The following is a 15,098-nucleotide window of genomic DNA, read 5'->3' on the forward strand; positions in this document are numbered from 1 at the left end:
CTCCAGTCTTTCTGAGAAATATGTGAAAATGATTCCACAACAAGTTTAATTTTTATTAACTTTAGGCGGCTTTTCCTGCCCGGCCAGATACTCGGCGTACCACTCGTCAAAGGGCTGGGCCGCCGCAAAGTGGGGAGACAACTCACTTAGGGCCGCCTCGATATCGGGCAAGTCGGTTTGGGTCAGGCCGAAGATGCTGGGGCGTTGGGGAATGCGAAACTGGCTGTGATCGTGCGGCACGATATGTACCAGCGTTCCCAGCGGCGTGCCGTCCGGCCCCGTCACCACGCTCCACATCCAGCGTTCCTGATGGGTTTCGTCGGCGTTGCCCCACTCGCGTGAGCGCCCGAAATCGCCCGGTAAAGCGGGTTGGGTGCCGAATCCCGCTTCACGCAGCGCCTGCTTGATGGGCCGGAATAGCAGTTGCTGATAAGTGCCGTAGGCCATGTCTCCGGCTTTGGCGTAAGCCGTGTCCAATTTGGCCCGGTACTCGGTCAGGATACCTTGCCAGCGCGACTCTAGGTGGGCATCGGCCCAAGCCGCGAGGGTGTGAATGTCGGCAGGCGTGGGAATGACCAATGCGGCTTGAGTCGGGAATTCTTGCGTCATAGGCGCTCCTTGAACAGACCGAACCGGGTATTTAGGGCATCGCGGCACAAGATAAATTCAGCACAAGCGCAGGCTCAAAGACTTGACAGCAGTTTCCAAGTCTATCAGAGTTGGCAACAAAGGCAATAAGCGAGATTGCCTATGATAATGGTAAAAATTAGAGATTTAGAGTCGATTTTCTCTAAGCTCTAAGTAGACTGGGAGTCAAGCGTCGCTCAGTCCCGTTCCAATCCAATCGGCAGGTTTCCACCCACGGCGATCCACGCGCTGATGATGTCGTCGGGGGCGGGGGCGTGCAGATGTAGCGGTTGCCCAGTGGCGGGGTGCGGCAGGGTCAGAAATTGGGCGTGCAGGGCGTGGCGCGAGATAAATTCGCTGGGGCGGCCATACACGGTGTCGCCCAGAATGGGGCTGCCCAAATGCGCCAGATGCACCCGGATTTGGTGGGTGCGGCCTGTACGTGGCGCGGCCCGGATCAGCGCCAACGTGCGCCCGTGTCCGTCCGGGTGGGCGCTGAGGGGCGCAAAGACCGTTTGGGCCTCGCGGGGATTCGCGCCGCCGACGGTCATCCGTTGGCGTTGAATGGGGTGGCGGCCAATATGCGCGTCAAGCTGCACCGGATGGTCGGCCTTCCACGATCCGGCGGCAATCGCCAAGTACAGTTTTCTCGTCTCGCGGTCTTTGAAACTGGCAGCGAGGCGGGCGTGGGCCTGCACCGTTTTCGCCACCACGATCACGCCGCTGGTTTCGCGGTCTAGCCGGTGCACGATGCCGGGGCGGTAGCCGCCTTCTTCATCAAATCCTTCTTGCTGCGGCAGGGCGAAGCGGCCCAGCAAGGCATTCACCAGCGTTCCCGTGTACACGCCGGGGGCCGGGTGCGTGACCATGCCGGGGGGTTTGTTCACGGCAATCATAAATTCGTCTTCGTACAGCACGTCTAGCGGGACGTGTTCGGCCTCTACCTGCGACGGAGCGGGCGGCGGCACATCCACACTCAGGCTCTCGCCGCCGCGCAGTTTCAGGCTGGCTTTAGATACGGTTTGGCCGCCCACCCGCACATGCCCGCCCCCGATCCACGCGGCCACTTGGGATCGGCTGGCTCCGGCCAGAGCAGACAGCACGGAGTCGAGGCGTCCGGGGGTGGCGGTGAATTCTAGGGGAGGGGAGGCGTCTGACACGGCGGGCAGTGTACCCCGCCAACTGGTGGGGGAGGTCTAAGGGTCTAAAAGTCGAGGGTCTAAGCTCGACTTTGGCCATTGACAGGGGAAGCAGCATGCTGCTTCCCCTGTCAGACTTGAGCATGACACGGCTTCCGACTTGGTTCACGGGGGTTCTGCGAAGCTTCGCTCCACTGTTTTCGGCGCGCATCTGGCCGCAGGTGCACCTCCTGGTGGTCGGGGCGCTGCGCTCTCCTGGAAAACGGACGGTGACCGCGGCGTTGCGGGTGCTCGGCTTGGCGGACGACCCAAGGTTCGGGACGTTTCACCGCCTGTTGAGTCGGGCGCGCTGGTCGAGTCTCCAAGCCAGTCGCGTGCTGCTCGGGCTGCTCGTGACGGCCTGTGTGCCCTCAGGACCGCTCGTCCTCGGTCTGGACGACACCATAGAGCGACGCACTGGAGCGAAGATCAGCGCCAAGGGCATCTACCGAGATCCGGTGCGGTCCAGTCACGGGCACTTCGTCAAGGCCAGCGGGCTCCGCTGGCTGAGCCTGATGCTGCTGACCCCCATTCCCTGGGCCCATCGTATCTGGGCGCTGCCGTTCCTGACGGTACTGGTAGCGTCACAGCGGTACAACGAAGAACGCGGTCACCGGCAGAAGAGTCTGACGGACTGGGCTCGGCAGATGCTTCGCTTGGTCCAGCGGTGGTGTCCTGGACGGCCACTGATCGTGGTAGCAGACAGCGCCTACGCGGCTATCAGGTGGCTTTCCGACCTCCAGCAAGACCGTCCAATAACCGTCATCACCAAGCTTCGCTTGGATGCGGCGCTCTACGACCCAGCACCCGATCGAGCGGCTGGCCAGATGGGCCGACCCCGGCTGAAAGGCGACCGTCTTCCCACCCTCGCCTCCCTGGTTCATGATCCACAGACGCGCTGGGAGCGCGTCCGCTTGAGTCGTTGGTACGGGGAGATCCATCGGGAGGTGGACATCATTTCTCAGACGGCGGTCTGGTATCACACGGGCCTCCCACCCCTTCGGGTGCGTTGGGTCTTGATCCGTGATCCCAAGGGCAAGTTCTCCACCCAGGCCCTGCTCTGCACGGATCTGCTGCAGACCCCACGGCAGATGCTGGAGTACTTCGTGCAGCGCTGGCAACTTGAGGTCACCTGTGAAGAGGTTCGAGCACACCTGGGCGTGGAAACACAGCGGCAGTGGACTGATCTGGCCATTGCCAGAACAACCCCAGCGTTGCTGGGGCTGTTCTCTCGCGTCACCCTGATGGCCCACGAACGCTGGAAGAGTCATCCCGTCAGGGTTCGTCGAGCCGCCTGGTATGCCAAGACTCTGCCGACCTTCGTTGATGCGCTCGCTGAGGTTCGGCGAGCCTTGTGGAAGGTGCCGACTGTTCGCACATCTGCACCAGAACGCGAAATGGTTCAAGTCCCACTTGAGTTCATCGAGCGCCTCACAGACGCGCTCTGCTATGCCGCCTGACCCTCCTCAATGGCCAAAGTCGAGCTAAGGTGTTGGGGCGGGTTCGGTTACTGGTGACCCCCTCACCCCGCTCCATATGCAGCGCCCCTCTCTGCGGCGCAGCTCTGCGAGTCCCGCAAGGGGCGAGGGCTAACGGCAAAGGGCCAGAGGCGTGGTTTGGCTCCCCCACCCTCAAGGGGGGAGCGCCGGGGAGGGGGTGAGTGAGCGCCAGCGATTGCCCTTCCTTAGACCCTTAGACAAAGCACCCGGAGACGCCTCTTCCCAACCCAGCCGCCCCCATTCCCTTCACCACTCCTTCATAGCCGGGGTCAGCACGGGCCAAGTGATCCAATTTGTCCCGCACTGCATACAACTGGGTGAGCGTCAAATCTGACCGGCACTTGCAGGTCACGCGGCTCACCGCCCCCCTTTTGCTCACCGGAGGCCGCTCCGGGCATACGCAGACAGGAATCTTTGCTGGAGGTCACCCCTATGGAAGACATGCACACCACGCCTGCCCCCGCTACCGACACTGTTGCCAGCACCGGCACCAATTCCCGCCGTTCGTTCCTCGGCTACGCTGGACTGTTCGGCGCAGGTTTGGCCCTCGTTTCGTGCGCCCCCAGCATGGGCATGAGCAGCGGCATGAGCAACTCGATGGGTGCGGGCGCAGCACAAGACCTCGAAATTCTGAACTACGCGCTGACCTTGGAATTCTTGGAAGCCGAATTCTACGCGGCCTTCAGCAGTGGCCCACTGGCCGCTAAACTGAGCAACGCCCGCACCAAGGAATACGCCAAAGAACTTGCCAGCCACGAGCAGGCACACGTAGAGGCCCTCGCCGCCACCATTCGCAAGCTGGGCGGCACGCCTGTGTCCAAACCCACCTTCGATTTTTCTCCCCTGATCGGCGACGGCAGCGGCCAGAACGACATGACCTTCTTGCAGTTGGCCGCCACCATCGAGCCTGTGGGTGTGCGTGCTTACCTCGGCCAAGTGGCCCGCCTCAGCAACCCTGACCTGATCGCCGCCGCCGCTGCCATTCATGCTGTAGAAGCCAACCACGTTTCGGGTGTGCAGGAACTGCGCGTGTCTTTGGGCTACCACAAGAACCCCACCCGCCAAACCAGCATCGCGCCCCAAACCGATGCCAACCCCACCAGCACCAATGTGGCCGACTTCAACGCGGATTATTCGCCCACGCCCACGGCGTTCTGGACGCCCCTGACGATGGCGCAGGTGCTGGCTATCGTCGGCCCAGTCATCAAGTAGTTCATCTACTGAATCGTCAGTCCGAACGCCGTTTCAATCCGCGATTAATCCTCATCAAGGAGAGTCCCACATGACCACCGAAACCCCCAGTGTTCCCACTCCCAATGCCCGCCGTTCCTTCCTGAAGACCGCTGGCCTGACCGCTGCGGGCGCAGTCGCGCTGGGCGGCCTGAACCTCTCGGCCCTCGCCGCCACCAGCCCCGCCACCAAAAGCGTCGCGCAAGATTTGGCGATCCTGAACTACGCGCTGACCCTCGAATATCTGGAAACCGAGTTCTACACGGCCTTCGACACAGGCGCACTGGCAGGCAAACTGACCAATCTGCGCGTGAAGGAATACGCCAAGCAACTCGCCAGCCACGAGCGGGCGCACGTAGACGGCCTCGCCGCCACCATCCGTTCTTTGGGCGGAACCCCCGTCGCCAAGCCCACCTTCGACTTTTCTCCCCTGATCGGTGACGGCAGCGGCGTGAACGATCAAGTGTTCTTGCAGTTGGCCGCCAGCATCGAGCCAGTGGGTGTGCGTGCGTACCTTGGGCAAGCCCCCAGCGTGCAAAACGGCGCGGTGCTCACTGCCGCAGCCAGCATTCTGGCCGTCGAAGCCAACCACGTTTCGGGCATTCAGGAACTGCGCGTTTACCTCGGCTACAACACGGCCCCCACGCGCCAAACGTCCATTGCTCCTCAAAGCGACGCGAAGCCCACCAGCCCCTCGGCAGGCGACTTCGACGCCAACTACTCGCCCTCGCCCACCGCGCTGTGGACACCCCTCACGATGGAAGAAGTCTTGGCCATCGTCGGGCCACTGATCAAGGCCTGAGGTTAAGAGGCCAACAGGTCAGCACAGATCAATTCGGAGGCCGTGTGTCGTCGGCGGCCTCCGTTGTCGTACCAAATTTGTTCCCTCGCCCTTTCATACCCAAGAGGTTCTTCCCATGCCCAACATCGGCCCCGCTGAAATTCTGTTGATTCTGATTGTCGCCCTCGTGGTCTTCGGCCCCCGCAAACTACCGGAACTGGGCAAGAGCTTAGGCAACGGCCTGCGCGAATTTCGCAAGGGAACGGCTGGCCTGAAGGCCGAACTGGACGGTGGCCTGCGCGAGTCTGTGCCCGCGCCCGTCGTGCTGGACGCGCAGCCTGTGGCCGTTGCCGTAGCTCCTAGCGCCGTGACTCCCCGCGCTCCTCAGGCCTGAGCAACGCCTAAGTTCGGGGCCACACGCCCCCAGCTTGTTCAGCGCACGTTAAGGTTCAGCGTAGAGGTTGGTACATAGGTTCTGGCCGCAGGGCTGTTAGGCTGCATCTGAACCTATGACCACTCCCAGCCCGATCCCTGACCCGCCTGACGAGGCCCTGATTGCCCGCATGGCTCAGGGTGACGAGGACGCCCTCAAAGAGTTGCATTCCCGGCATTCGCGCCTGCTGTACGCGCTGGGAACCCGGATGCTCCGGCAGCCCGACGACGTAGAAAGCTGCGTGCAAGACGCCTTTATGAACGCTTGGAAGCACTCCGCCCGCTTCGATTCGGCCCGCGCCAGCGTCAAGACTTGGTTGGTCAGTATTGCCCACCACCGTTTTTTGCAGGAGCTGCGAGACCGTCCCGATACCCCGCTGGAAATAGAAGATTGGGACGCGCCCGTTGCGGCGAGCGACCCCACCGACCGGATTCTGGCTTCCCGCGCCGTAGATGTCCTAGATGCCAACCAACGGCACCTCGTGGAACTGGCCTACTATCAAGGGCATTCGCACAGCGAATTGGCAGTACTGACAGGGTTACCGATTGGCACTGTAAAATCGAGGTTACGGCTGGCTTTAGACCGGATGCGTTCCGCGTTGGCCGCGCCCGCCAAGTCCACCCGCTCGGAATCCACTGGCCCATAGTTCATGGGCACCGAATCCACTGCCACGAAGTCAGGCTCCTGATTTTCCCACCCCGCCCCCCTTCTGCTTTCCCGTGTCTTTCTGCGCCCCTAAGGAGGTGAACACGCGTGACCATTGATCAGGATCAACTCACCGCCTACGCGCTCGGCATCCTGCCGCCTGAAGAAGAGGTGCGCGTTCGGACGGCCATTGAGGCCGACCCGACCCTCCGGGCGCAGTTGGACGCCGACCTCGCCGCACTGGTGGCCCTCAGCGAATCGTTGCCCGACAGCCCTGTGCCCGCCGGAGCCGAAGACCGCCTGATGGCCCGCCTACACGCCGAACGTATCGCCGCTGGCCCGACTGCACCGCTGGTGACCACTCCGCTCCCTGCGCCATCCCAAGCTGTATCGCCGCCCGCCCGCCGCCCGCTGTGGCCGCTGCTGGCAACGCTGGGACTGGCCGCCGCAGTCACCGCCGTGCTGCTGATGCGCCCCGCCGACCCCGTGAGCCAGTACGCCAATACGCCCGGTGCAGTGACCGAGTCTCTGGAGGCCGAGGGCAAAAACTTGGGCCAGTTGGTACGCCTGCCCGATGGCCGCGCTTATGTGTACCTGTCGAGCGCCGCCGATGCGGGCCGCGTGTACCAACTCTGGCAAATCGTGGGAGGCAAACCGGCCTCGCTGGGCGTATTCGACGGGCAGGGTATCGAGATCAAGGGGCTGGAAGCTGGGGCTACCATCGCCGTGAGTGTAGAACCGACCGGAGGCAGCGAACAGCCGACGACCAAGCCTATTCTGGTGCGTCAGTTGTAGGGACTTGAGCTGGGTAAAAACCAAGAATGATCGAAACGCCGCTCTGGATTTGGGCGGCGTTTTGGGTGGTAGAGAGGGTAGTTTTATTGGGCGGCCCCCTCACCCCGCTCCCTTGGAGCGCCCGTCTCCCACAGGTGGAGAGGGTAAGGGCTTTCCCCTTCTACCCTTGTGAGACTCGTAGAGCTGTGCCAGCAGCGGGGTGAGTGAGCAAAGCGACTGCCCTTCCTTAGACCCCAAGACCCTTGACCCTTAGACCTGTGTTCACCGCACCCGACACCCTACACCTTCGCCTTCAGCGCCGGAATCCGCAGCCCTCCGCGCCCATCCCAGCCCTTGAAGGCATAGAAGCGCCCCGGCTCACCCGTTTTCAGGTAGTCACTGAGCGGCTCGCGCATGGGCGGCGAATCCAGTTTTTCCAGCGCCTCTTCCAGCGAGCAAAACTTGGCCTCCACGATAAAGCCGTCTGGGTCGGCGGGGTTCAGCAGGCCTTCCCACGTGGCCTCAAACGCCACGGCAATAGCGCGTTCCCCCCGGCGCTCATCCTCGATATGCACTGTGTAGGCCATGTGCTTAATTCCGGTCAGCTTCAGGCCCGTTTCCTCGATGATCTCGCGGTAGAGGGCTTCGGGCAAGGTTTCCCCCGGCTCTACGACGCCGCCGGGGAGAGTGTGGCGCACGCGCCCATGCCCTTGCCAGTCGTTGCCCACCAGTAGCACCCGCCCGAACCGGTCTCGCAAGATGCCCGCCGCAACCAGCAGATCACGCCGCGCCATAGTGTCCGCCCTGCTCTTTCCCCGTGTCGCGGCTGCCCATTTCTATCAGTTGCCGCTCGCGCTCGGCCCGCGCTAGTGCCGCCACCACTGGAGCCACTTGGCCCTCTATCACGCTGTCTAGGGCAAAGTTTTTGGCGTCGCCCTCCAAGCGGTGATCGGTCACGCGGTTCTGGGCATAGTTGTACGTCCGAATTTTTTCGGATCGGTCACCACTGCCCACCTGAGACGCCCGCTCCGAGCGTTCGCGTTCGTCGCGGGCGGCTCGTTCGCGCTCGGCCAAACGGGACGCCAAGACGATCAGCGCCTTTTCCCGGTTCTTGATCTGGCTGCGGCCATCCTGACAGACCACCATGATTTCGTCGGGGGTTCCTGCGCGGTACACAGCCCGCACCGCGCTGTCGGTGGTGTTCACGCCCTGCCCGCCCGCCCCCTGAGAGCGGTAGACGTCAATTCGCACTTCCGACAAGTCCAGATGCACTTCGTCCTGCTGCACTTCGGGCAACACGGCCACCGTAACGGTGCTGGTGTGAATGCGGCCCGCCGATTCGGTGGCGGGCACGCGCTGCACACGGTGAACGCCCCGTTCCCATTTAAAGGCGCGGTAGGCGAACTCACCCGTAATTTCGGCCACCACCTTGCTCGCGCCGCCCAAATCGCTTTCGGAGGCGTCCAGCACGTTCAGTTTCAGGCTCGCGCCCTCGGCGTAGCGGGTGTACATCCGCAAGAGGTCGGTGGCAAATAGCCCGGCTTCGGCCCCGCCTGCCCCGGCCCGCAGTTCCAAAATCACATGCTTGTTGTCGTCAGGGTCGGTGGGCAGCAGCAGCACTTCTAGGTCTGTTTCTATCCCTGCCAGCCGGGCCGTGATGCTTTCTACTTCGCCCGCTGCCAGCTCTCGCATATCGGGGTCGGCCAACAGTTCGCGTGCGCCCGCAAGGTCAGAGGTGAGGCTGTCGCGCTCCCGCAGCAGCGTCACCAGCGGCGTGAGTTCGCGGTGGCGGCGGGTCAGGCGGGCGTATTCACGGGGTTCGGCCAACATCGCCGGATCGCCCAAAGCCAGTTCCACCATGCTGAATTCTGCCGCCAGTTCTTCTAGACGGCCACTCATGCGGCTTCCTTAACAACGGGCGACACTGGCCGGAACGGGGGCTGGAGAAGTGGGAAAAGGAAGTCGGTGGGTTGAGAGCGTCGGTGCATCACGCTGTTGGCTCAGGCCGTGCAGCACAGGGCCACGGCGGAATTCGGAAAGGCAGACGAGTTCTTGACACGGGCAACATAGAGCTAGTGTAGCGTCCGGCCAACAGAGCGACTGAGCGCAAAGCCAAGATAGGCGGCGGGTAGGCCGCCCCGTCCACACCTATCCCACCCCCCGGCCCCCGCCGCGTGCCTGCGTTACATTCACGCCATGAGAACCGTGACCGTAGGCTTGCTGGGCTGTGGCACCGTGGGCGAAAATGTGCTGCGGCTGCTGCAAAAGCGCAAGGACATCTTCGACAATCTAGGGGTAGAAGTGGTGGTGGCAGGCGTGCTGGTGCGCGACGCTGCCCGTGTGCGCGATATTCCGGCGGGCATCACCCTGACCGACGATCCCGCCTTTTTGCAGGAGTGCGCGGTGGTCATGGAATGCATGGGCGGCATCGAGCGCCCGCTGGAATTGTTGGCCCCGTATCTGCGGAGTGGGCGGCCCGTGATTACCGCCAACAAAGCACTGTTGGCCGAACGCTGGGACGATCTGCGCGATCATGCGCTGGCCGGACGCCTGTACTACGAAGCCAGCGTGATGGCCGGAACGCCCGTCATTGGCCCGATGAGTACCGTGCTGCGGGCTAGTACCTTCGTGCGCCTGCAAGCTGTCCTGAACGGCACTTGCAACTACATCCTGACCCAAATGGAAGCGGGCCGCGAGTACGCCGCAGCACTGGCCGAAGCCCAAGCGCTGGGCTACGCCGAAGACCCACCGACGCTGGATGTGGGCGGTTTCGACACGGCCCACAAACTCACGGTGCTGGCCCGCTTCAGCGCCGATGGCAATTACCCCTTCAGCGCCGTGCAGGTCACCGGAATCGAGGACGTGACGCTAGAACAGATCGCCGCCGCTCGTGAACGGGGCGAGCGAATCAAGCTGGTGGCTGAATTGGTGAAAGTGGACGGCCAGTGGCAGGCCACCGTGTCGCCTCAAAGTTTGCCCGACACGCACCCGCTCTGCACCGCCGGAGCCAGCAGAAACGCGCTGGTGTACGAGGGAGAGGAGAGCGGCACCCTCATTTTTGCAGGCGGCGGCGCAGGCGGCATGGTCACGGCCTCGGCGATGGTGGGCGACTTGCTCGATTGGCTGATCGGCTTTCCGGGGCATGTGCCGCTGCACTGAGGAAGGGCGTCTAAGGGTCTAGGGAGGTGGGGCGGGAACGCTCTCCCGCTGGCCCCCTCACCCCGCTGCTGTCGGAGCGCCCCTCTCTGTTGCGCAGCTCTGCGAGTCCCGCAAGGGGCGAGGGCAAAAGGCAAGGGCGAAAAGCTGTGTTTTGCTCCCTCCCTCTTCATGGGGGAGGGCCGGGGAGGGGGTGAATGAGCAAAGCGATTGCCCTTCTTTAGACCCTTTGCCCCTAGACCCTTAGACAATGCCCCCGGAAGCTCGGAACCTCAACCCCTCAGACGATCCCTTCCGCCCGCGCAGGCACCAACACCACACCACTCCGCGCAGGCACTTCGATTTCTGTATCTCCGCTCAGCTCCAGCGTCAGCCCAGTCAGCACATCGGTATAGCTTCCGGCCTGCACACCCGTTAACAGAATACGGGCGGCGTGATGGGCACAGTTGAGGGCGACATGTGCGTTGCCCTCGGCGTGGGCGCGGGCATAAGCGATTTGGTCGCCTTCCGCGTAGGTCACGTCGAAAGTACCTTGGCGTAGGGCCGTCGTGGCGTGGCGTGCCCGCACCAGTTGGCGGGTCAAGTTCAGCGTGGTGTTGTCCCATTCCTGCTCCCGATCCCACGGAAAGGCGCGGCGGCAATCTGGGTCGGGGCCACCGGGCAGGCCGATTTCGTCGCCGTAATAGATGCAAGGTGCGCCCACGTAAGTCATCTGGAAGATGGTGGCCAGGCGGTAAGCGGTGGCGTCGCCGCCCACTGCCGTCAAGTACCGCGCCGTGTCGTGCGAGTCCAGCAGGTTCAGTTGCGCGGCCACTACGTCGGGGTGGTACATCTGGGTCACTTCGGTCATGCGCTGCCCAAATTCTGGGGCACTCATGGGGGGCACGAAGCCGGTGCCGCTGCGCTCGTTCATGGGGTGATCCAGCGTGTGAGCGCCGAAAAACGCCAAACAGGGCCGCGTGAAGTGGTAGTTCATCACGGCGTCGAATTGGTCGCCCGCCAGCCAGCGGTGCGCGTCACCCCAGATTTCGCCCACGATGTAGGCGTCGGGGTTGATGGCCTTCACGCGGCGGCGAAACTCTTGCCAAAAGGAATCGTCGTCGATCTCGTTGGGCACGTCCAGCCGCCATCCGTCTATGCCCTGTTTGATCCAGTATTCGGCGATATCCCACAGGAAGTCGCGCACGGCCGGATTGCCGGTATTGAACTTGGGCAGGGCGCGGTTGCCCCACCACGCGTGGTATCCGGCGGGGCGGGCGTCGTCGTAGGCCGACAGGGGCCAGCCTTCCACATGAAACCAGTCGCGGTAGGCGCTGGCATCGCCCTGTTCCAGCAGGTCGTTGAACTGAAAAAAGCCCCGGCTGGCGTGGTTGAATACACCGTCCAGCACCACTTTCAGGCCGCGCTCATGGGCCGCCTTGATCAGGGCTGTCAGCGCTTCGTTGCCGCCCAACATCGGGTCGACTTGGTAGTAGTCGTGTGTGTGGTAGCGGTGATTGCTGGCCGACTGGAACACCGGGCAAAAATAAATGGCGTTCACGCCGAGGCTGACAATATGATCCAGCTTTTCGATGACGCCCCACAGGTCGCCGCCCATGTACTTGTGAAAGTGCGGCTGGTCGCCCCACGCCTGCAAATTCAAGCCCGTAACGCGCCCACTGCGGGCAAAGCGGTCAGGAAAAATCTGGTAGAAGACGGCGTTTTTCACCCAATCGGGCGTGATGGGCTGCTGGGGGCGAACTTCGGGAGAAATGGCGGCGAGCATGGTGAATCAGCATACCCCAAAGCTCAACATTGAATGAAGTTTTTCTCATTTATGGGGCTATGTGTGGTCTTCATCTGCTGGGGGAGAGACCGCCCAGTTCTGTACAAAAGCGCGGGCGTCTTGCGGGTTTTTCACGTCGCCTAGCGCGGCGGCCTCGTTCAGCGCCCGGAGTGCCTGCCCCACTTTCGGGCCGGGTTCGATGTCTAGAAGGGCCATGATCTCAGCGCCCGTCAGCAGAGGTTTGGGGGCGGCGGGTTGATCCTCTAGCGCGGCCAGCACCCGGTCTAGGGCAGCGGCGTAGGCATGACGGGAAGCCGGGTTGCTGCTTGGCCCCCGCGCCGCTTCCCGGTCAGCCAACATCAGGGCCAGCAGATCGGGCAACAGCGGGCGGCGACGGTGCACGAATCGCCGCGCCTCGGTGTCGTTTTGGGGGAGGGGCAGCATGTGTGCGCCCACCAAACTGGCGGCCCGCGCCACGTCATCTCCGGGGAGCTTCAGCCGCGCCAGCACCTCTCGCGTGATTTCTGCACCCAACTTGTCGTGTCCATAAAAATTCTGCCCGCCGCTGAGCGCGTAGGCGCGAGGTTTCCCTACATCGTGCAACAGGGCGGCCCACCGCAGCGGCAAGGGTGCATCGGCAAAGCGGGCCAGCAATTGCTGTAGCGCCTCTACCCCGTGCCCACACACGTCCAAATGATGAAACCCACCCTGAACCACGCCGATGCCTTCCCGCAGTTCCGGCATGGTGAGGGCCAGTAATCCCAATTCCTCTAGCCGCAGGATGCCCCGCGCCGCATTAGGGTGACCCAAGAGGGTGTGCATCTCCTCGCGCACCCGCTCCGGTGCAGGCAGCGGCAAGCGCCCAGCAGCGAGGGCGGCGGCCACATCCCGCACAGTCTGCTCGGTGGCGGCCTCCATCCGGAATCTCAATGTGACCTCAAACCGCGCCGCTCGCCACGCCCGCAAGGGATCGGTGTGCAGATTGGCTGCCGATACCATCCTCAGCCGCCGCGCCCGCAGATCGGCCCGCCCGCCGGTGGGGTCGTGCCACCGCCCCGCCGCGTCCAGTGCCATCGCATTCACGGTGAAGTCTCGCCGCAATAGGTCTGCGTTCAGGTCATCCGGTAGCGGCACGAAGTCATGCTGTACGCCGTCCAGCAGATGAACCCGCCAATATCCGCGTTCCTGATCCAGCGGAAAAGCCGCGCCGCCTTGTGTTTGGGCCAGTGCGGTAGCCGCTGTTGCGGGATCGGGCACAACCCAGTCGTAATCTCCGGGTGTGACGCCCCGCAACACATCCCGCGCCGCGCCGCCCACCAAGAGGCCGCCTGTGGGCCAAACGTCGGTGAGTAACGGGGCTAAAGCAGCGTGGGAACGGCGAAACATGGCCTATGCTAGCGGCTTTGGGCGGGGTGAGGGAGGGCGTTTTGGCCTACGTCTGCGGGTGGGGGTTGCCAATCCGCTTCACGTCTGGTAACCTTACGCCCGCTGAGGGGGCTTAGCTCAGCGGGAGAGCATCCGCTTTGCAAGCGGAGGGTCTGGGGTTCGAATCCCCAAGCCTCCACCAATTTGAAGCCGTCTAGCACGGCAGAACCACGGAGCGCCTGAGGGAGAAATCCTCTCAGGCGCTCCGTGTGTGTAGCAGTGTTATAGCGTGCAGGCTTGTCTCCCTCGGAGTGCTACTGGGCTGGATTGGAACACAGCGCATAACTTTGAATCTCGCTTTAGCTTTTACGGTAATTCAAATCGTCTTTCCTATAATGATGTCTACTCTATTGATTCTATTGATCCAAGAAAGGCCCACTTTCCAGAGAGGCCACGTTGCGGATCGGCGACATAACACCCAGTCATACCGATTCCAAAAATGCTGATGCCCCCACCACGCTTCCCGCCGCTGTCGTTTTCTTTATGGCCTCTTTAGAATTCGTGGCCTACTATGCACCAGAATGAATCCTAAACGGGCTGAACGGCACACAAGCGGCAGAGTTGGCAGGCCGTTCCCTGCATCTTTGCGCAGACTGAACATGCACTCTCTGCTGCTGCTGACACTGCTGGGTTCGGCGGCTGGTGTAGGTTCAAGTGCGTCGTACACGGTTCGGACGGGCGATACGTTGTTCAGCCTTGCCCAGCGTTCCGGCAGCAGCGTTCAGGCGCTCCTGCAACTCAACGGCCTGACTCGCCCGACGCTCAAGTTGGGCCAAGTGATCCGCTTGCCCGTTGTGTCCCACTCGTCTCAGGCGGCGGTGGTTCGTCCGGTGTCTGTGCGGCCCGTATCTGTCTCGGCCCAGCCTGTTTCTGCTCAGCCCGCCCTACGCCTGCCACAGCCCGACTTGTCCAAGATTTCCGGCCCGGTGGCCTGGCCCACTCCGCCCGCCGCCACCGTCGCCAGCTTTATCGGTTGGCTGCCCCTCACGGCCAGTTCACCCATCGGAGACGCGCTGCCCGTCCGCACCTATCTTCAGGGCTTGGCTTTTGACCGTCAAACGTACAACAACTGCGGCCCCAGCGCCCTCTCGTCGGTGCTGGGGTTTTACCGGGTCAACATCGGTCAGGACGTGATCCGGCGCACTGCGCGGCCCAACGGCGGCTACATGCAGATCAGCGCCATCGCTCCCGAATTGGCCCGCTTCAAGCTTAAAACGCTGGCCATTCGCGGCGGCCAATTGTCTCAGGTCAAGCGTCTGCTGGCGCTCGGCATTCCCGTGATCGTGCTGCAATGGTACGACCGCCCCGGCCACATCGATCATTTCCGGGTGGTGCGCGGCTACGACGATCAGGCGCGGGTCTTTTGGGTCAGCGACAGCATGATCGGCCCGCTGACCTACCTGAGCTACACCAGTTTCGACGCCCTCTGGAACACGCAGGGCCGCCAAATGTTCCCGGTGTACCCCAACGGCTACGACAGCCTCGTGCGGGGTTTGGTGGCTAAGGACAGTTGACGCTTTGAAAGTGGCTGAGGTATAGATTCACCTTCTCCCGCCAACCTCAAGTGTGGGGTCAAGTACGGGGT

At 62.8% G+C, this 15,098-nt stretch carries 14 protein-coding genes and 1 tRNA gene; 9 read left to right on the forward strand and 6 right to left on the reverse strand.

What is annotated here, in order from left to right; translation table 11 throughout:
* Positions 1-45 precede the first annotated feature (45 nt).
* Together E7T06_RS18015 and E7T06_RS18020 are read right to left on the reverse strand one after the other, a co-directional pair.
* On the reverse strand, positions 46-609 hold the full coding sequence (locus tag E7T06_RS18015) for a DUF6022 family protein (RefSeq protein WP_136367146.1): 564 nt from the start codon (positions 607-609) through the stop codon (positions 46-48).
* Positions 610-824: 215 nt separating this feature from the next.
* Positions 825-1,787: an RluA family pseudouridine synthase gene (locus E7T06_RS18020; RefSeq protein ID WP_136367147.1), complete on the reverse strand. Its 963-nt coding sequence runs from the start codon at positions 1,785-1,787 to the stop codon at positions 825-827.
* 95 nt (positions 1,788-1,882) lie between these two features.
* Between E7T06_RS18020 and E7T06_RS18025 the strand changes: the two genes are divergently transcribed.
* The 6 genes from E7T06_RS18025 to E7T06_RS18050 all read left to right on the forward strand — a co-directional run bounded on the left by E7T06_RS18025 (position 1,883) and on the right by E7T06_RS18050 (position 7,188).
* Positions 1,883-3,265, forward strand: a complete 1,383-nt coding sequence (locus E7T06_RS18025) for a transposase (RefSeq protein WP_240741160.1) — start codon at positions 1,883-1,885, stop codon at positions 3,263-3,265.
* A gap of 471 nt (positions 3,266-3,736) precedes the next feature.
* Entirely contained in the window at positions 3,737-4,516 is a 780-nt protein-coding gene (locus E7T06_RS18030) for a ferritin-like domain-containing protein (protein WP_136367149.1), read from the forward strand.
* Positions 4,517-4,586: 70 nt separating this feature from the next.
* Positions 4,587-5,336, forward strand: a complete 750-nt coding sequence (locus E7T06_RS18035; RefSeq protein WP_136367150.1) for a ferritin-like domain-containing protein — start codon at positions 4,587-4,589, stop codon at positions 5,334-5,336.
* 115 nt (positions 5,337-5,451) lie between these two features.
* On the forward strand, positions 5,452-5,709 hold the full coding sequence (locus E7T06_RS18040; RefSeq protein ID WP_136367151.1) for a twin-arginine translocase TatA/TatE family subunit: 258 nt from the start codon (positions 5,452-5,454) through the stop codon (positions 5,707-5,709).
* A 115-nt stretch (positions 5,710-5,824) separates the two neighbouring features.
* Positions 5,825-6,394 carry a sigma-70 family RNA polymerase sigma factor gene (locus tag E7T06_RS18045; protein WP_136367152.1) on the forward strand — a complete coding sequence of 190 codons (570 nt, stop codon included), beginning with the start codon at positions 5,825-5,827 and terminating at the stop codon, positions 6,392-6,394.
* Positions 6,395-6,501: 107 nt separating this feature from the next.
* Positions 6,502-7,188, forward strand: a complete 687-nt coding sequence (locus E7T06_RS18050) for an anti-sigma factor (protein WP_136367153.1) — start codon at positions 6,502-6,504, stop codon at positions 7,186-7,188.
* Between the two features lie 278 nt (positions 7,189-7,466).
* On the opposite strand, the gene E7T06_RS18055 is transcribed toward E7T06_RS18050, so the two are convergent.
* Positions 7,467-7,961, reverse strand: coding sequence for an NUDIX hydrolase (locus E7T06_RS18055; RefSeq protein ID WP_136367154.1), 495 nt, complete (start codon positions 7,959-7,961; stop codon positions 7,467-7,469).
* On the reverse strand, positions 7,948-9,066 hold the full coding sequence (gene prfA / locus E7T06_RS18060; protein WP_136367155.1) for a peptide chain release factor 1: 1,119 nt from the start codon (positions 9,064-9,066) through the stop codon (positions 7,948-7,950). Before prfA ends, E7T06_RS18055 begins: the two co-directional genes overlap by 14 nt.
* A gap of 297 nt (positions 9,067-9,363) precedes the next feature.
* Between prfA and E7T06_RS18065 the strand changes: the two genes are divergently transcribed.
* The gene (locus E7T06_RS18065) at positions 9,364-10,326 is read left to right on the forward strand and encodes a homoserine dehydrogenase (protein ID WP_136367156.1); all 963 of its coding nucleotides are present in this window, start codon (positions 9,364-9,366) and stop codon (positions 10,324-10,326) included.
* Between the two features lie 277 nt (positions 10,327-10,603).
* Here E7T06_RS18065 and E7T06_RS18070 read toward each other — a convergent pair whose 3' ends face one another.
* Together E7T06_RS18070 and E7T06_RS18075 are read right to left on the reverse strand one after the other, a co-directional pair.
* Complete coding sequence (locus E7T06_RS18070) at positions 10,604-12,088, reverse strand: alpha-amylase family glycosyl hydrolase (RefSeq protein WP_136367157.1); 1,485 nt, start codon at positions 12,086-12,088, stop codon at positions 10,604-10,606.
* 57 nt (positions 12,089-12,145) lie between these two features.
* Positions 12,146-13,474, reverse strand: coding sequence for an HD domain-containing protein (locus tag E7T06_RS18075; protein WP_136367158.1), 1,329 nt, complete (start codon positions 13,472-13,474; stop codon positions 12,146-12,148).
* A gap of 106 nt (positions 13,475-13,580) precedes the next feature.
* Between E7T06_RS18075 and E7T06_RS18080 the strand changes: the two genes are divergently transcribed.
* Both E7T06_RS18080 and E7T06_RS18085 read left to right on the forward strand, forming a co-directional pair.
* Positions 13,581-13,655, forward strand: a tRNA-Ala gene (locus tag E7T06_RS18080).
* Between the two features lie 457 nt (positions 13,656-14,112).
* Entirely contained in the window at positions 14,113-15,027 is a 915-nt protein-coding gene (locus E7T06_RS18085) for a LysM peptidoglycan-binding domain-containing protein (RefSeq protein ID WP_240741161.1), read from the forward strand.
* The last annotated feature ends 71 nt before the right edge of the window (positions 15,028-15,098 follow it).

This window comes from Deinococcus sp. Arct2-2, from assembly GCF_004801315.1.
Taxonomy (GTDB): domain Bacteria; phylum Deinococcota; class Deinococci; order Deinococcales; family Deinococcaceae; genus Deinococcus.